We start from the raw sequence: 17443 nt of genomic DNA on the forward strand, positions 1-17443 counted from the left end.
GAGCTTTTGTGGTGAGGGAGCTTGCTCCCGCTCGGCTGCGCAGCAGTCGTAAACCTACTGATACGGTTTGCCTGACACTGCCGGAGGAATGGTTTTGGGGCCGCTGCGCAGCCCAACGGGAGCAAGCTCCCTCGCCACAAAGCCCCCTCGCCACAGAGTGCCTGACCTGAATATCAGCGCAGAATCACCGGCGCCGTATCCCGTGGCAGGTTATTGCGCAACGGGGCTTGCCCCGGTTGCTCGTAACCACCACCGCCGAGCTGTTGGCTCAATTGCGCAGCCACATCCTCACCCAGCGCCTTGGACACGTCACGTACCACCCGTGGGCGGTTCAGCGAAACCCGGATGTCCCGGCCATTCACCAGTTTGGTGTCCTGACCTTCGCCCATCGCCGTGAAAGCCGAGGTGATTTCAAAGGTCTTGGTGTTGATCAGGCTGAAGTCCGCCACCAGCGTCAGCCCCAGCACCGCCGAATAGCTGTCGGTGTTGGCCAGCTCGTTCATGTCGCGGGTGAAGTCGATGTCTGAGACGGTGCCGAACAACACGTAGTCGGCACCCTTGAAGCTACCGGCCTTGATCCGCTTGATCACGTCGTAGACGTCACCCTTGGACGAAGCAGTGTAGGGCGTGCCCTGCATCAGCTGGAACATGCCGGTGCGCAGAATCTCGCCCTTGATGTCGCCGGTGAATTTACGCAGCTCGCCTTGCTCGATGTAGCTGCTGGTCGCTTCGATCTCGTTGTAACTCGAAGAGCCGCTGGCGCCGTAGTAACTCTGGCTGTGGTTGCTCTGTGCCGAAACGATGTGGATGTATTGCTCCACTCGCTCCTGATACGCCAGATCCGTCACCGCGACTTTCGGGGCCGCTTGCACGCTGAACGCGCAAGCCAGGGCCATCATGCCAATCCATGCACGCATCGATTAACGCTCCGTGGTTTTGCGGATCTCTTTTTCGTCCATCCACTCGGCCAGACCGCTTTCAACGTCGATCAATTGCAGGCTGAATTTGTAGAAGACGTCCTTGTAGTCGCTGCTGCGCTTGACGATCGAGCTGATCGAACCTTCAAGGCGGTATTGGGCGGCGATCATGTTGCCAGTCTTGGCCACGGTGCTTTTCTTGTATAGGCCGCTCTGGTTTTGCAGTTTGAGCTGGTCGACCTGGCTTTGCATGGCGGTGTTATCGCTGGCGAAGCGCGCAGTGCCGGACTTCATCAGCTGAGTCTTGATGCTGGTGGTGATTTCGCGGGTGTCGATGTACTCGCTGGTCTTGTTCTTCACGTCGTAGACCTGAACCACCGGACGGCCTTGCAGAATGCCGGACTGAGCCAGGGAGCGGGTCATGGATTCAGCGATCATCTGCAGGTCGGTGGAGCCGAACTCGTTGGTCACGGTTTCCACGGCCTTGGTATCGCCGTAGCTGATGTTTTTGCTGCCAAGCGTCGGCGAAGTGTTGGCGCAACCGCTGGCCAGGAGGGCGATGACGGCGATGAACGAAAAGCGTGCAAACATGGGAATGCTCTCTAGAACTGAACGAATAGGGGGTAGGGTTTAAGGCGTTTTGATTTCGAGGCGGAAATCCACGGCTTTGGCGGTTGGCGCAATGGCCTGAATGAAACTGGTCTGCTCGCCGTACATCATCTGGCTTTTCCAGGTTTCTTCTTCGGCAACCGGGAAACCTTCAGGGCCGAGCCAGGCAAAACGGTAATAGAAGGTCTTGTTGTTGTAGCTGGTGTTACTCAGCTGCGCATTGACCGTCATGAAGCCGTTTTCCCGGGCCACGCGCATGGCGCCGACCACGATGTTCTTGAGTTTGCCCATGGCCACGACCTTGCTGGCCGCGCTGCCTGGCTCCGGCGGTGGCGGGGTGGCGCAACCGGCCAGCAAGGCCAGGGCGACGACAGCGATGAATTTGAAACGCATGCAAAGACTCCGTTCTTAAGGTTGTTTGAGGCTGGCCACGGTGGTCGGGTTGGCGCTCGGGATCACGTGTGCAGCCAGGCCGCTGGCGAACACGTGATTGCCCACGGCGCGCAGGCTGATGACCTGATAGCGCTGGTCGACGGTGACCTTGACTACCGAGCCGCCCACGGCGCTCGGCAACGTGACCTGGTGCTCGCCCTTCTTCAAGCGCAGACGCACTACCTGAGTGTTGTCCGGCAGCGTGCGCCACGTACGGGTATCGGCACCTTCGAGTACGGCTGAAGTGATACCGACCGCAAGACCCGCCAACGGGTTGGTTTCGTTGATCTGCTTCTGCGCCACGCCACGGGTGATCGCCCGCACGGTGGTGCGCAGGATGATGCCCGGCATGTCATCACGCAGGGCGCGACGGGACATGGCGGTGGTGCTGTTGAGTTGAGTCAGGTTCAGCTGCTGACCGTCCACGCCGATCTGGGTGAAAGTGGCGGTGGAGGTGTCGGGCTTGATGATCGGGAACGACAGCGGCGTGATCACCACGTTGTTGCTGATCGGCAATGGCAGCGGAATGCGGATCGAGTCGCGGGACGGCGCCAGGCCGCTTTGCACGACGATCAGGATGTCGCTGTCCTCATCCTTGGCGGGTTTGTCGAGATTCACCAGTGCCTGTTCCAGCAGCGGCGTGTTCGGGCGCAGTTCGGCGGCCTTGCGATAACCCGGCGCCGCCAGATCCTTCTCGCCCAGGGCTTCATAGACGAAGCCGGCCAGATAATGGCTGAACGCACTCTGGTAGCTGTTTTTCAGGCTGACCACTTCCGGCGCGTCGAGGCTGGCCACCGGATACCCCTGAAGATCCTTGTACTGGGTCTTGACGCCTTCTTTCTCGGCTTGCTCTTCGCTCTTGAGGTATTCCTTGTCGCGCAGGTCGGCGATCACCGCTTCACGTTCGTGAGTCTTCTTGATCGCGGTACGCGCGCCGTCGAAGTCGTTCACCGCCAGCAGGTTGAGGGCCATTTGCGTGGTCAGCATGACTTTTTCGTAGTCATAGCCTTCGTAGCGACGGACCTTGTCGTTGACCAGGAAACTGCCGAACTGAGCCAGGTACTTGTCGGTGTCGAGCTTGACCGCGTCTTCCCACTTACCCACCACCTGATCGGCGCTGGTCCAAGCATTCTGGCTGCCGGACAAGTCGCCTTTGGCGCGCAGCAGTTCACCCTTCTCGAAGTAGTAGAGCAGGTCTTTGTCTTTGCTGGTGTTGTTCTTTTCCAGCAGGGTCAATGCGGCGTCGACGTTGCCGGAAGCCAGTTGCTGGTTGGTTTGTGCAAGTTCGGAGTCGTAGTTGCGAAAAGCCGAGCAGCCGGAGAGCAAAGTGACCGCGCTGAGGGCGATCGAGGTAAGGGCGCGAGAGGCCATAGGGGGTACTTCTTCCCTGATTGTAAGCAGCCGCACGTGCTGGTCGGGCTGTTGGGACCCATCGGCAGGGTTGTTGGCCTCCTGCCAATTCCTCATAAAAAGAGGAGCTTAAATGCCATATCGCAATAACGACGGCGCGGCATTATAAACAGGGATGCTGGCGATGTAATGGCTTTTTAATTTCATCTTTTCACGATGTGCCATTACTTATTTCAGAGCGGATACCACAGTGCTTTCCCAGGAAATTCCAACAAAGCTTGAGCGAAACTCATTGAGAGTGAACAATGTGTTACTTCGTATTTCCATTTGAGAGTTATTCATGATTGCCTCCTCTCGTTTTCTGGCGTGGCTCGTGCTGCCGGTGATCGCGTTCTGCAGCTTCAATGCGCTGGCCGAAACCGCGGAAGGTGCGCCCAAGGCCTTGCATTTGCTCGACTACATTGGCGCCGATTATCCGGCGACGGTCGAGGCGGGCAACGTCATCGATGAGTCTGAATACCGCGAACAGCAGGAATTCCTGAAGGTGCTGCAAGGCTTGATCGCCGATTTGCCGGCCAAACCCGAACGCGCCGAGCTGGAGCAGGGCGTCAGAAGCCTTCGCGCGGCGATCGCCTCTCGCAAGGACGGCGCGGATGTCGCTCGTCAGGCTCGGCAACTGGGAGCAAAACTGGCGGTGACTTATGAAGTCAGCCAGGCTCCGGTCATCACCCCGGACCCGACCCGCGGTGCGCCGCTATATGCCCAGCAATGCTCGGTGTGCCATGGCGATGCGGGCGCCGGTGACGGCCCGGCGGGCGTCGGCATGACGCCGCCGCCGGCCAATCTGCATGATGCCGCGCGACTGGACCGTCTGAGCCTCTATGCGATCTACAACACACTGGGGATGGGTGTCGAAGGCACCGACATGCCGGCCTTCGCCGATCAGCTCGATGATCGCCAGCGTTGGGACCTGGCGACCTACATCGCCAGCTTCAGCGCCGATCCGGCCGCGGCAAAATCCGAGAAAACCTACAACATTGCCGATCTGGCGCGTCAGACGCCAGCCGAAGTGCTGGCCGCCGAAGGTTCGCAAGCGGCCGCTACATTCCGTGCGCAACGGGCGCAGCCGCCGCAGGTCAAGCGCGGCCCGGGGCAATTGCTTGAATACACGGCGGCCACCTTGGACAAGAGCATCGCCGCCTACCGCGCCGGTGATCACGATCAGGCCTACGACCTGTCCGTGGCGGCGTATCTGGAAGGCTTCGAACTGGTCGAAAGCTCGTTGGACAACGTCGACGCCAACGTGCGCAAAGACACCGAGAAGTCCCTGATGGCTTACCGTCAGTCATTGCAGGACGGCTTGCCAGTGGCCCAGGCCGAGCAACGTCTGGAGGCGGCCAAGGCCAAATTGAAAGAGTCCGCTGGCTTGCTGGGCAGTGATGGCTTGAGTTGGTCGCTGAGCTATATCTCCGGTCTGTTGATTCTATTGCGCGAAGGTCTGGAAGCGATTCTGGTGCTCGCGGCGATCCTCGCGTTCCTGCGCAATACCGGCCAGCAATCGGCGGTGCGCAGCGTTAACATCGGCTGGGGCCTGGCGTTGTTGGCCGGTCTGGCGACCTGGGCGTTGGCGGCGTATGTGATCGACGTCAGTGGCGCCCAGCGTGAACTGCTGGAAGGCGCCACCGCACTGTTCGCCAGTGTCATGGTGCTCTGGCTCGGCGTGTGGATGCACGACCGTCGCCACGCAGCGGCCTGGCAGGATTACATCAAGAGCAGCCTGGTGAGCGGCGGCGGGCGTTTCGGCTTTGCGATCCTGGCGTTCTTTTCGGTCTATCGCGAACTGTTTGAAGTGATCCTGTTTTACGAAACCCTGTGGTTACAGGCAGGAACGGCAGGGCATAACGCCGTACTGGCGGGCGGGGCGACGGCGCTGGTATCGCTGATTGGTCTGGCCTGGGTGATTCTGCGTGGCTCGGCGAAACTGCCGCTGGCGTTGTTCTTCGGCATCAATGCCGGATTGCTCTGCGCGTTGTCGGTGGTGTTTGCCGGCCATGGCGTGAAGGCATTGCAGGAAGCAGGGATTTTCGGCACGCGGCCGGTACCGTTCTTTGACTTCGATTGGCTGGGGATCCACGCGGATGCTTATTCGCTGAGTGCCCAGGCCGTGGCGATCATTGCGATCATCGTGCTGTACAGCCGTAGCCGGATGGCTGAGAAGCGGCGGGTGCCGGTTTCTTAAAAGCATTCGCTGCGCTCATAATCGCGGGCAAGCCCGCTCCCACAGGTTCAGCGCTAACCTTGTGGGAGCGGGCTTGCCCGCGATGCTTTTCAACAGAGGAAACCCAATGCGCGTATGGATCGATGCCGACGCCTGCCCTCGGGCAGCCAAGGATCTGGTGGTGAAGTTCGCCCTCAAGCGCCAGTTCGAAGTGGTGCTGGTGGCCGGGCAGCCGCAGATCAAACCGGGCCTGGCGCTGGTGAAACTGATCGTAGTGCCCAGCGGCCCGGATGCCGCCGACGATTACCTGGTGGAACACGCGACGCCGGGTGAGCTGGTGATTTGCAGCGATGTGCCGCTGGCGGACCGGTTGGTGAAGAAAGGCGTGGCGGCACTGGATCCACGGGGCAAGGAATTCGATGCGCAGAACATGGGCGATCGACTGGCGGTGCGTAACCTGTTCACCGATCTGCGCGAGCAGGGCCAGATGAGCGGCGGGCCGGCGCCGTTTGGCGACCGCGAGAAGCAAGCGTTCGCCAATGCGCTGGACCGGATCTGACCCGGTTGTCGCGTAAAGCTTGAGCAAGACGGTAATGATCGTTCCCACGCGGAGTGGGAACAATCACGAGTGTTACTCGTCGTTTTCGTGGGTCAGTTCCAGCACGCGGTCGACCAGTTTATTGATGCCAGACGCAGCCTCGCTGATCGATTGCGCCAGCATGTATGCCGGCGTGCTGACCAGCTTGCGCGCCTTGTCTTCGACGATGTCGGTCACCGCACACTCGGCATGGGTGGCGCCCATTTTATTCATCGCTGCGGCGGTATCGGCATCGTTGCCGATGGTGCAGGTCACGCCCGGGCCGTAGATTTTTGCCGCCAGGGCCGGCGAGATGCAAATCAGCCCCACCGGTTTGCCGGCCTCGGCGAATGCTTCGGTCAACGCCAGGACGTCAGGTTGAACACTGCATCCAACGCCTTCGACGGCAAAGTTCGACAGGTTCTTGGCCGATCCGAATCCGCCGGGAACGATCAGCGCATCGAAGTCTTCGACGCTGGCTTCACGGACATCCTTGATGTTGCCCCGGGCGATACGCGCCGACTCCACCAGCACGTTGCGCGACTCGGGCATTTCTTCGCCGGTGACGTGATTGATGACATGCAATTGCGCGATATCGGGTGCAAAACACTGCACCTGAGCACCGCGCTGGTCCAGGCGCAGCAGGGTGATCACGCTTTCGTGGATCTCGGCGCCGTCGTACACGCCACAGCCGGAAAGGATCACTGCAACTTTTTTGCTCATGGGCTTTTCTCCAGATTCATGGCGTTAAATGTCCACTAATTTGTCACTCGTTGCCATAGGGTTCAGTCGCGGCTACACCTAATCTTTGCTGAACGATTTTGATCAGGTCGCGTCATGAACTTCATTCTGTATGCCGTGCCGTTTTTCTTTGTGCTGATTGCGGTCGAGTTGCTGGCCGACCGTTGGCGCGGGGTGAGCAATTATCGCGTGGCGGACGCGATCAACAGCCTCAGCACCGGCGTGCTGTCGACCACCACGGGCCTGTTGACCAAAGGCGTCGGCCTGGTCACTTATGCCTTCGCCCTGGAACACCTGGCCGTGATCGAGCTGTCGGCCGACAGCGTCTGGGTCTGGGTATTTGCCTTCGTCTTCTACGACTTCTGTTATTACTGGCTGCACCGCATGGGCCACGAGCGCAACATCCTCTGGGCCGCGCATTCGGTGCATCACCAGAGCGAGGATTACAACCTCTCCACGGCGTTGCGCCAAACCAGCACCGGGTTTCTGCTGAGCTGGATTTTCTACTTGCCCATGGCCGTGCTCGGGGTGCCGCTGCTGGTGTTCGTCAGTGTGGCGGCGCTGAACCTGCTGTATCAATTCTGGGTGCATACCCGGCACATCCCCAAGCTTGGCTGGTTCGAGTGGTTCTTCGTCACGCCGTCCAATCATCGGGCTCACCACGCACAGAACGCTCTCTACATGGATCGCAACTACGGCGGGGTGTTCATTATTTGGGACCGTCTGTTCGGCTCGTTCCAGGAAGAGGACGACAACGAACCGGTGATTTTCGGCGTGACCACACCGCTGGCGAGCTGGAATCCGTTGTGGGCGAACGTGCAGTTCTATGCGCAGCTATGGGATGACGCTCGCCGTGCCGGAAGTGGCTGGGACAAGCTGCGGATCTGGTTCATGCGTACCGGTTGGCGGCCGGCGGATGTGGCGGCCAAATACCCGCTGAACAAACCGGACCTGAGCCAGTTCCGCAAATTCGAGGTGCCATTGGACGGGCGTCAGCAGTGGTATGTGGCGCTGCAATTCTGCGTCTACATCGCCTTGGGCAGTTACTTGATGAATCTGGAACAGAGTCTGCCGACCGCGGCCCTGGTGTTGGGTTGGGGGGCCGTGGCATTGGGGCTGTTTGTGTTGGGCGTGGCCCTGGAGAATCGCCCGCAGGCGTTGAAACTGGAACTGTTGCGGCTGGCGTCGAACCTGCCGCTGGTGTGGTTGGCGCCGATGCTCGGGCTTTGGCCGGGCAGCGTGGTGGGCTGGGTGGGGTTGCTTAGTTACAGCCTGCTCAGCGGCATCGGTCTCTACTGCTGCAGAAACCGCTTCACTCGATTGGCGTCTTAGTCTCGGCGGCCTTGGCCAGTTCAGCCTGCTCGTCGGCGTAGATCTTCTTCGCCAGACGGGCATTCTTGAAGCGCCGTCGTAGCCACAGGCAAAAACCCAGTACCAGCAGGGCACCCAGTACCCATAGCTCGTACTTCTTCACGCTGCCCAGCATGCCTTCCAGCACCGCGCCGAAGTGATAAGCAGCAGCGGCCAGAGCGGCTGCCCAGATTGCCGCGCCAATCCCGTTGAGCAGCAGATACCGTCCCGGCGGATAGCCCGACAGGCCGATCGCCACCGGCATCACCGTGCGCAACCCGTAGACAAAACGGAAGCTCAGCACCCAGATGTCCGGGTGCTTGCGGATATGCTCCAGCGCCCGATCGCCCATCAATTGCCAGCGCGGTTTGCGTGCCAGCAATTTGCGTCCGTGCTTGCGTCCCAGGAAGTACCACAGCTGATCGCCGGCATAACTGCCGAAGAACGCCACTACCACCACCAGATTGATGTCCATGTATCCGCGGAACGCGAGGAAGCCTGCGAGCACCAGAATGGTTTCGCCTTCGAAAAACGTCCCGAGGAAAAGGGCAAAGTAGCCGAAGTCATGCAGAAATTGTTGGAGCATTGTCTGGGTGCTGGCGAAATGAACGCGCAGCCTAACCCCTCGGACACATTCAGGAAAGTGTCAAAATGTGTCTCGACGTGAACATTTCCTACAAGGACAATGGAATGCGACTCTAGGGGGCGTTCTCAATTAGTTTCCCCGCCGCGCCGGGTCTGCTGTTGTGCAGGGCAAGGCGCGAGAAGCGTGGTTTGGTCATTCCAAATAAGCTTCGAGCAACGCAGCCCTGCACAACAGCAGGCCCGGCCCTTCGGGTTGTGCATTAAAGCGGGCCAGGCTGCGTTGCAGGCCTTGGAAAGGGAACAACCATTCCCAGCGGCCTGCGCCTTGCCTGGCCCGCTTTAAGGCGACAACGCGGCGGGGTAACTAATTGAGAACGCCCCCTAGCCACAGGGGTGCACATAACTGTAATACGTTGGTCATAATGGCCGCTTATAACTGTCACGCTCGCCCGCCAGCGCGGGCTCAGGAGTCTGTCGTGAGCTTTACCCCCGCCAACCGTTTGTTTCCTGCAACCCGCCTGCGTCGCAACCGTCGTGATGATTTTTCGCGTCGACTGGTTCGTGAAAATGTACTGACCGTCGATGACCTGATCCTGCCGGTGTTCGTGCTGGACGGTGAAAGCCGTCGCGAAGCAGTGGCGTCGATGCCGGGCGTTGAACGCCTGACTATCGACCTGTTGCTGGAAGAAGCCGCCAAATGGGTCGAGCTGGGGATTCCGGCGCTGGCACTGTTCCCGGTGACGCCACCGGAACTCAAGTCGCTGGACGCCGCCGAAGCCTGGAACCCCAACGGCATCGCCCAGCGCGCCACCCGCGCTCTGCGTGCGCAGTTCCCGGAGCTGGGTGTGATCACCGACGTCGCCCTGGACCCGTTCACTACCCACGGTCAGGACGGCATCCTCGACGAAGAAGGCTACGTGCAGAACGACATTACCGTCGACGCACTGGTTAAACAGGCCTTGTCCCATGCCGAAGCCGGCGCTCAGGTAGTGGCCCCGTCAGACATGATGGATGGTCGCATCCAGGCGATCCGCGAGGCGCTGGAGCTGGCCGGTCACGTCAATGTGCGCATCATGGCCTACTCGGCCAAGTACGCCAGTGCCTACTACGGCCCGTTCCGCGATGCGGTGGGTTCGGCGTTGAACCTGGGCAAGGCCAACAAGGCCTCCTATCAGATGGACCCGGCCAACAGCAACGAAGCCCTGCACGAAGTGGCAGCCGACTTGTCAGAAGGCGCAGACATGGTCATGGTCAAGCCAGGCATGCCGTATCTGGATATCCTTTATCGGGTCAAGGAAGCGTTCAAAGTGCCGACCTTTGTGTATCAGGTCAGCGGCGAATACGCCATGCACATGGCAGCGATCCAGAATGGCTGGTTGAGCGAAGGGGTTATCCTCGAATCCCTGACCGCTTTTAAACGTGCAGGCGCTGATGGCATCCTGACTTACTTTGCCGTCCGTGCTGCTCAATTGTTACGAGAGCAAAAATAGCCCTCCCAGGAACATTCGATGAATACCGAAGGACTCACTGAAGTTGCCGTAAAAGACGCTCAACCTGTGGTGGAGCACATCGCTGAAACCCCGCCTGAGCTGGAGCCTGCTCCACCCGCGGTGGTGGCCGAGCCCGTTGTGGCGGCGCCAGCGATTGCGATTCCCGGCCTGGATGACAGCAGCCTGTACATCCATCGTGAGCTCTCGCAACTGCAGTTCAACATTCGCGTGCTGGAACAGGCGCTGGATGAGTCCTACCCATTGCTGGAGCGGCTGAAGTTTCTGCTGATCTTCTCCAGCAACCTGGACGAGTTCTTCGAGATTCGTGTGGCCGGCTTGAAGAAACAAATCACCTTCGCCCGTGAACAGGCTGGCGCCGATGGCCTGCAACCGCACCAGGCCCTGGCTCGCATCAGCGAGCTGGTGCATGGCCACGTCGATCGCCAATACGCGATCCTCAACGACATTCTGTTGCCGGAACTGGAAAAACATCAGGTCCGCTTCATCCGTCGCCGCTACTGGACCACCAAGCTCAAGACTTGGGTTCGTCGTTATTTCCGCGACGAGATTGCGCCGATCATCACCCCGATCGGCCTCGACCCGACGCACCCGTTTCCGTTGCTGGTGAACAAGAGCCTGAACTTCATCGTCGAGCTCGAAGGCATTGACGCCTTCGGTCGCGACTCCGGCCTGGCGATCATCCCGGCGCCGCGCCTGCTGCCGCGGATCATCAAGGTGCCGGAAGAAGTCGGCGGCCCCGGCGACAACTATGTGTTCCTGTCGTCGATGATCCACGCCCACGCCGATGACCTGTTCCAGGGCATGAAGGTCAAGGGCTGCTACCAGTTCCGCCTGACCCGAAACGCCGACCTCGCAGTCGATACCGAAGATGTCGAAGACCTGGCCCGCGCCCTGCGCGGCGAGTTGTTCTCCCGTCGCTACGGTGATGCGGTGCGGCTGGAAGTCGCCGACACCTGCCCGAAACACCTGTCCGATTACCTGCTCAAGCAGTTCAACCTGCATGAGACCGAGTTGTATCAGGTCAACGGCCCGGTCAACCTGACCCGGCTGTTCAGCATCACCGGCCTGGACAGTCATCCGGAGCTGCAATACACGCCGTTCACCCCGCAGATCCCGAAACTGCTGCAAAACAGCGAGAACATTTTCAGCGTGATCAGCAAGCAGGACATCCTGCTGCTGCACCCGTTCGAGTCGTTCACCCCGGTGGTCGACTTGCTGCGTCAGGCGGCGAAAGACCCGCATGTATTGGCGGTTCGCCAGACGTTGTACCGCTCCGGCGCCAACTCGGAAATCGTCGATGCGCTGGTGGATGCGGCGCGTAACGGTAAGGAAGTGACGGCGGTGATCGAATTGCGCGCGCGGTTCGACGAAGAATCCAACCTGCAGCTGGCCAGCCGTCTGCAAGCGGCCGGTGCGGTGGTGATTTACGGCGTGGTCGGTTTCAAGACCCACGCCAAGATGATGCTGATTTTGCGCCGCGAGGCGGGCGAGATTGTCCGTTACGCCCACTTGGGGACCGGCAACTACCACGCGGCCAACGCCCGTCTGTACACCGACTACAGCCTGCTGACCTCCGACGACGCCTTGTGCGAAGACGTCGGCAAACTGTTCAGCCAGTTAATCGGCATGGGCAAGACCCTGCGCATGAAGAAACTGCTGCACGCACCGTTCACGTTGAAAAAGGGCATGCTCGACATGATTGCCCGGGAGACGCAATTCGCCCTCGACGGCAAACCGGCGCACATCATCGCCAAGTTCAACTCGCTGACCGATCCGAAAGTCATCCGCGCGTTGTACAAGGCCAGTCAGTCCGGGGTGCGTATCGATCTGGTGGTGCGTGGCATGTGCTGCCTGCGACCGGGCATCGCCGGCGTCTCGCACAACATCCACGTGCGCTCGATCATTGGTCGCTTCCTGGAACATACCCGGGTCTTCTACTTCCTCAATGGCGGCGAAGAGCAGATGTTCCTGTCCAGCGCCGACTGGATGGAGCGCAACCTCGACAAGCGCGTCGAAACTTGCTTCCCGGTCGAGGGCAAGAAGCTGATTTTGCGGGTCAAGAAAGAGCTGGAGCTTTATCTGACCGATAACACCCACAGCTGGAGCCTGCAGTCGGACGGTCGCTACATCCGCAACACCCCGACCGGCAACCAGAACCCGCGCAGTGCCCAGGCAACCTTGCTGGAGCGTTTGGGCAGCCCGATCCTGGCGGTTCGTTAACGTAGATTCGGTTGATACAAAAAAGGGCGATCCACATGGGTCGCCCTTTTTTATCTCCCGCCCGAGCGGTGAATGACTTGTGGCGAGGGAGCTTGCTCCCGTTGGACTGCGCAGCCGTCCCTTTTTTTGGGGCCGCTTCGCAGCCCAGCGGGAGCAAGCTCCCTCGCCACAGGTTTAGCGCACGTTCAGCACGAACCCGACGCGGGTCAGCCATTCCGCTTCCAGGGCGAAGTCGGCCTGGGTCAACTGGTTGTCGTCCAGCCAGTGTTCGGGGAACAACACATCCAGGCTGTCACCATTGGCGTGCAGCGCGACTTGGGGCATTTGCTGGGTGCCGCGGATGTGGTGGAACAGAATCGCAAAGCGCAGCAGCGCGCACAGGCGAATCAGCTTGATGCCGTCGTCGCCGAACTCGGCGAACTTGTCCCGGGGAATGTTGCGTCGATGGCCACGCACCAGCAGTGCGAGCATTTGCTGGTCTTCGCGGGAGAACCCGGCCAGGTCCGAGTGTTCGATCAGGTAAGCGCCGTGCTTGTGGTATTGATAGTGGGCGATGTCCAGGCCCACTTCATGGACCTTGGCGGCCCAGCTCAGCAGTTCGCGCCAGACGCCGTCATCGAGCTCCCAATCCACGGCCACTTGATCGAAGGCATGCAGCGCCTTGCGTTCAACCCGTGCCGCTTGTTCCAGATCGACGTGATAACGCTCCATCAGCGAGCTGAGGGTGCGCTCGCGGACGTCTTCATGATGATGGCGGCCCAGCAGGTCGTAGAGCACGCCTTCGCGCAGGGCGCCTTCACAGTGGTCCATGCGTTGCAGTTCGAGGGCATCGAAGATCGCTTCGAGAATCGCCAGGCCGGCGGGGAAAATCGCCCGGCGATCAGGCTTGATGCCTTCGAAGTCGATTTTCTCGATATCGCCTAGCTTGATCAGTTTTCGCTTGAGCCAGGCCAGTCCTTCGGCATTCACCTCGCCGGTGCCATGGCCGCCGGCCTTCAGCGCCAGGCCGATGGCACGGATAGTGCCCGAGGAGCCGATGGCTTCATCCCAGGTCAGGCGGTGCAGGGCGTGTTCGATGCTCATGATCTCCAGCCGCGCCGCGGTGTACGCCTGGGCGTAGCGGGCTGGGGTGATCTTGCCGTCCTTGAAATAGCGCTGGGTATAGCTGACGCAGCCCATTTGCAGGCTTTCGCGCAGCAGCGGCTCGAAGCGCTGGCCGATGATGAATTCGGTACTGCCGCCGCCGATGTCGGCCACCAGGCGTTTGCCCGGCGTGTCGGCGAGGGTGTGGGAGACGCCGAGGTAAATCAGGCGAGCTTCTTCGCGACCGGAGATGACTTCTACCGGATGGCCGAGGATTTCTTCGGCGCGGCGGATGAATTCGCCACGGTTACGGGCTTCGCGCAGGGCATTGGTGCCGACGATCCGCACGGCGCCCGGTGGCATACCGCCGATCAGTTGGGCGAAACGCTTCAGGCAATCGAGCCCGCGCTGCATGGATTCTTCGCTGAGTTGACGTTCTTCGTCGATGCCGGCGGCCAGCTGAACCTTCTCCCCGAGACGTTCGAGAATCCGGATTTCGCCGTTCTGGGCCTTGGCCACGACCATGTGAAAACTGTTGGAGCCCAGGTCGATTGCGGCGATCAGGGACAGATTCTTGGCTTGGGATTGCGGCATGGTCAGGGGGTCTCGGTCGATAACCTCGACATCCTGCCACGATCAAACGCTGCCGCCAACGCGTAGAGTTGAAAGCCTTGATCCAACACAACCCTGTGGCGAGGGGGCTTGTCGGAATGCCGCATCACCCCGTTCGGCTGCGTAGCAGTCGTAAAACCTGCATGCGCGGTCTATCTGGAATTGATTTGAATGGTTTTTGGGCTACTTCGTAGCCCAACGGGGGCAAGCCCCCTCGCCACAGAGGTGTTAGCCCGCCGCCTCGACCGTCCCAATGAAATTCGCCAGCTCCGCCGTCTGCGGATTGGCAAACAACACCTTCGGATCCCCCACCTCGTGCACCTTGCCCTGGTGCATGAACACCAATTTATCCCCAACCTCGCGGGCGAAGCGCATTTCATGGGTGACCATGATCAGCGTCATGCCTTCCCTGGCCAATTGCCGGACCACGCTGAGTACTTCATTGACCAACTCCGGGTCCAGCGCCGAGGTGATCTCGTCGCACAACAGCACCTTGGGCGACATCGCCAGTGCGCGGGCGATCGCCACCCGTTGCTGTTGGCCGCCAGAGAGTCGGTCCGGGAAGGCATCGAATTTCTCGCCCAGCCCGACCCGTTCCAGCATCTGCCGCGCCAGTTCGGCGGCTTTGGCTTTGGGCGCTTTCTGCACCACTTGTGGCGCAAGCATGACGTTTTCGCCGACGGTCAGGTGCGGGAACAGGTTGAACTGCTGGAACACCATCCCGACTTTCTGCCGCAGGCTGCGCAGGTCGGCGCGGGCGGCGTCGAGGTATTCGCCGTCGACTTCGATCACTCCGTCATTGATCGATTCCAGGCCATTGAGAGTACGCAGCAAAGTGGACTTGCCCGAGCCACTGCGGCCGATGATCGCTACCACCTGGCCTTCCTCGACACTTAGGTCGATGCCTTTGAGTACATGGTGGTCGCCGTAGTATTTATGCAGGGCGGAAATTCTAAGCAGAGGCATGCAGTCTCCTTTCCAGGTAGCGCGCACTGAGGGACAAGGGGTAGCAGAGCAGGAAGTAACCGAGCGCCACCAGGCCGTAGACCATGAAGGGCTCGAAAGTTGCGTTGGCGAGCATGCCGCCGGTTTTGGTCAGTTCGGTGAAGCCGATAATCGAGGTGACGGCGGTGCCTTTGACCACTTGCACCGAAAAGCCCACGGTCGGCGCCACGGCGATGCGCAGGGCTTGCGGCAGGATCACGTAGCGCAATTGTTCCAGCGGGTTGAGCGCCAGGCTCGACGAGGCTTCCCATTGGCCATTGGGGATCGAGTCGACGCAACCGCGCCAGATCTCCGCCAGATAAGCACTGGTGAACAGCGTCAAGGCAATGGCCGCAGCCATCCACGGCGAAATTTCCACCCCGGCCAACGCCACGCCGAAGAACACCAGGAACAGCTGCATCAACAGCGGCGTGCCCTGGAACAATTCGATGTAAGTGCGGGCGAAGTTGCTGGGCAGGGATTTTTTTGAAATCCGCATCACCATGATCAGCAAGCCGATCAGCCCACCGCCGATAAACGCCACCAGCGACAACGCCAGGGTCCATTGCAGGCCCATGAGCAGGTTGCGCAGGATGTCCCAGAAGGTGAAATCGCTCATTGGCTGCTCCTTGCTATGTAGCGCCGGCCGATCCAGTTCAGCAATTGGCGGATCAGCAGCGCCATGCACAGGTAGATCAGTGTGGTCAGGGCATAAGTTTCAAAGGCGCGGAAGTTGCGCGATTGAATGAAGTTGGCGGCGAAGCTCAACTCTTCGGTGGCGATCTGCGAGCAGACCGCCGAGCCGAGCATCACGATGATGATTTGGCTGCTCAGGGCCGGCCAGACCTTGCCCAGCGCCGGCAACAGAACCACGTGGCGGAAGGCTTCGAAGCGCGTCATCGCCAAAGCGGCCGCGGCTTCCAGTTGCCCGCGAGGGATCGCCTGGATGCCGGCGCGGATGATTTCGGTCGAGTAGGCGCCAAGGTTAATCACCATCGCCAGCACCGCCGCCTGCCATTCGGAAATCTGCAGGCCCAGCGACGGCAAACCGAAGAAGATGAAAAACAACTGCACCAGGAATGGCGTGTTGCGGATCAACTCGACGTAAACCCCGAAAATGCCGGCGAACGGGCGGATGTTCCACGCCCGCACCAGCGCCCCGACGATGCCCAGGCCAACCCCGAACACCGCGCCAATGGCCGTCAGCTCAAGGGTGAACAGCGCACCGCGCAGCAGCAGGTCGGTGTTTTCCACCACCGGCAAGAAATTGAACTGATAAGCCATAAATCGTCTCCCGCGCGAACGATCAGAGATCGGCCGGCAGCGGCTCTTTCAGCCAGGTTTGCGAATTTTTTTCCAGCGCGCCGTCAGCCTTGGCCGTGGTGAGGATGTCGTTGACCTTGCCCAGCAATGCCGGCTCGTTTTTGTTCACGCCAACGTAAACCGGCGAATCCTTGAGCTTCACTTTCAGCGCCGGCACGCGTTTCGGGTTTTTCTCGCTGATCGCCACCATCACCACGTTGCCGCTGGCGATCAGGTCGACCTGGCCGGCGAGGTAGGCGGCGATGGTCGAGTTGTTGTCTTCGAAGCGTTTGATGGTCGCGCCTTCGGGGGCGACTTTGGTCAATTCGATGTCTTCGATGGCGCCACGGGTGACGCTGATGGTTTTGCCCTTGAGATCGTCCAGGCCACTGATGGCAGCGTCTGGCGGGCCGAACACGGCGAGGTAGAACGGTGCGTAGGCGCGGGAGAAGTCGATGACTTTCTCGCGCTCAGGGTTCTTGCCGAGGCTGGAAATCACCAGGTCGACCTTGCCGGTGGTCAGGAACGGAATGCGGTTGGTGCTGTTGACCGGGGTCAGTTCGAGTTTGACCTTGAGTTGGTCGGCCAGCAGTTTGGCGGTGTCGATGTCGAGGCCGCGAGGTTTCATGTCGGGGCCGACCGAACCGAACGGCGGAAAGTCCTGGGGCACGGCGACTTTGAGGGTGCCGCGTTTGACCACATCCTCCAGACCGTCGGCGTGGGCGGGTGCCTGGCTCAGCATCAGGCTGGCAAACAAGGCGGTGAGGAGGGCGCTGTAACGCATGGTCATGGCAAATCTCCGGATCGGCGGGAAGTGATTTCTGCGGATCGACACAGCACGGGCCATGCCAAGATTCGGATTTGGGGGGTGCAAGGCACGGTTTTACTGATGTTGTTCGGTCTTACTGGTCTGAACAGTCGGGTCGTATTTCGCACCCCGATGGCGCACCCG

At 60.3% G+C, this 17443-nt stretch carries 15 protein-coding genes and 1 pseudogene; 5 read left to right on the forward strand and 11 right to left on the reverse strand.

The features are described 5' to 3' along the window. Positions 1-173 precede the first annotated feature (173 nt). The 4 genes from ACZ9BB_RS25135 to ACZ9BB_RS25150 are packed head-to-tail and all read right to left on the reverse strand — an operon-like array spanning position 174 to position 3329. Entirely contained in the window at positions 174-917 is a 744-nt protein-coding gene (locus ACZ9BB_RS25135) for a penicillin-binding protein activator LpoB (protein ID WP_476217189.1), read from the reverse strand. A gap of 3 nt (positions 918-920) precedes the next feature. Then, positions 921-1508 (reverse strand): penicillin-binding protein activator LpoB, encoded by a 588-nt coding sequence (gene lpoB, locus ACZ9BB_RS25140; RefSeq protein WP_123500440.1) that lies wholly within the window; start codon positions 1506-1508, stop codon positions 921-923. Between the two features lie 39 nt (positions 1509-1547). Next, entirely contained in the window at positions 1548-1919 is a 372-nt protein-coding gene (locus ACZ9BB_RS25145) for a YcfL family putative periplasmic lipoprotein (protein ID WP_007899347.1), read from the reverse strand. A 15-nt stretch (positions 1920-1934) separates the two neighbouring features. Further along, positions 1935-3329, reverse strand: coding sequence for a COG3014 family protein (locus ACZ9BB_RS25150; protein ID WP_476217192.1), 1395 nt, complete (start codon positions 3327-3329; stop codon positions 1935-1937). A 319-nt stretch (positions 3330-3648) separates the two neighbouring features. Here ACZ9BB_RS25150 and ACZ9BB_RS25155 point away from each other — a divergent pair, with 319 nt between their 5' ends. After that, positions 3649-5547 carry an FTR1 family protein gene (locus tag ACZ9BB_RS25155; RefSeq protein ID WP_476217194.1) on the forward strand — a complete coding sequence of 633 codons (1899 nt, stop codon included), beginning with the start codon at positions 3649-3651 and terminating at the stop codon, positions 5545-5547. A gap of 106 nt (positions 5548-5653) precedes the next feature. Further along, positions 5654-6108: pseudogene (locus ACZ9BB_RS25160) on the forward strand (YaiI/YqxD family protein). A gap of 49 nt (positions 6109-6157) precedes the next feature. Here ACZ9BB_RS25160 and elbB read toward each other — a convergent pair. After that, positions 6158-6826, reverse strand: coding sequence for an isoprenoid biosynthesis glyoxalase ElbB (gene elbB / locus ACZ9BB_RS25165; protein WP_476217196.1), 669 nt, complete (start codon positions 6824-6826; stop codon positions 6158-6160). Positions 6827-6940: 114 nt separating this feature from the next. Between elbB and ACZ9BB_RS25170 the strand changes: the two genes are divergently transcribed. Further along, entirely contained in the window at positions 6941-8176 is a 1236-nt protein-coding gene (locus ACZ9BB_RS25170) for a sterol desaturase family protein (RefSeq protein ID WP_476217198.1), read from the forward strand. Here the strand turns inward: ACZ9BB_RS25170 and ACZ9BB_RS25175 are convergent. Continuing rightward, on the reverse strand, positions 8157-8780 hold the full coding sequence (locus ACZ9BB_RS25175) for a DedA family protein (protein WP_476217200.1): 624 nt from the start codon (positions 8778-8780) through the stop codon (positions 8157-8159). The genes ACZ9BB_RS25170 and ACZ9BB_RS25175 overlap by 20 nt on opposite strands. A 475-nt stretch (positions 8781-9255) precedes the next feature. Here ACZ9BB_RS25175 and hemB point away from each other — a divergent pair, with 475 nt between their 5' ends. Both hemB and ppk1 read left to right on the forward strand, forming a co-directional pair. Next, a complete protein-coding gene (hemB, locus tag ACZ9BB_RS25180; protein WP_476217202.1) occupies positions 9256-10269 on the forward strand; it encodes a porphobilinogen synthase in 1014 nt (337 codons plus the stop codon). Positions 10270-10287: 18 nt separating this feature from the next. After that, positions 10288-12510, forward strand: a complete 2223-nt coding sequence (gene ppk1, locus ACZ9BB_RS25185; RefSeq protein ID WP_476217203.1) for a polyphosphate kinase 1 — start codon at positions 10288-10290, stop codon at positions 12508-12510. A gap of 174 nt (positions 12511-12684) precedes the next feature. Here ppk1 and ppx read toward each other — a convergent pair whose 3' ends face one another. The 5 genes from ppx to ACZ9BB_RS25210 all read right to left on the reverse strand — a co-directional run bounded on the left by ppx (position 12685) and on the right by ACZ9BB_RS25210 (position 17281). After that, positions 12685-14187 (reverse strand): exopolyphosphatase, encoded by a 1503-nt coding sequence (gene ppx / locus ACZ9BB_RS25190; protein ID WP_476217204.1) that lies wholly within the window; start codon positions 14185-14187, stop codon positions 12685-12687. A gap of 246 nt (positions 14188-14433) precedes the next feature. Then, positions 14434-15171 carry an amino acid ABC transporter ATP-binding protein gene (locus tag ACZ9BB_RS25195; RefSeq protein WP_476217206.1) on the reverse strand — a complete coding sequence of 246 codons (738 nt, stop codon included), beginning with the start codon at positions 15169-15171 and terminating at the stop codon, positions 14434-14436. Then, entirely contained in the window at positions 15158-15808 is a 651-nt protein-coding gene (locus tag ACZ9BB_RS25200; protein ID WP_476217208.1) for an amino acid ABC transporter permease, read from the reverse strand. The genes ACZ9BB_RS25195 and ACZ9BB_RS25200 overlap by 14 nt, the downstream gene beginning before the upstream one ends. Further along, positions 15805-16473, reverse strand: a complete 669-nt coding sequence (locus tag ACZ9BB_RS25205) for an amino acid ABC transporter permease (RefSeq protein ID WP_476217210.1) — start codon at positions 16471-16473, stop codon at positions 15805-15807. The genes ACZ9BB_RS25200 and ACZ9BB_RS25205 overlap by 4 nt, the downstream gene beginning before the upstream one ends. Positions 16474-16495: 22 nt before the next feature. Next, entirely contained in the window at positions 16496-17281 is a 786-nt protein-coding gene (locus ACZ9BB_RS25210; RefSeq protein WP_476217212.1) for a transporter substrate-binding domain-containing protein, read from the reverse strand. Positions 17282-17443: the final 162 nt, after the last annotated feature.

The organism is Pseudomonas sp. TE3552, assembly GCF_056278945.1.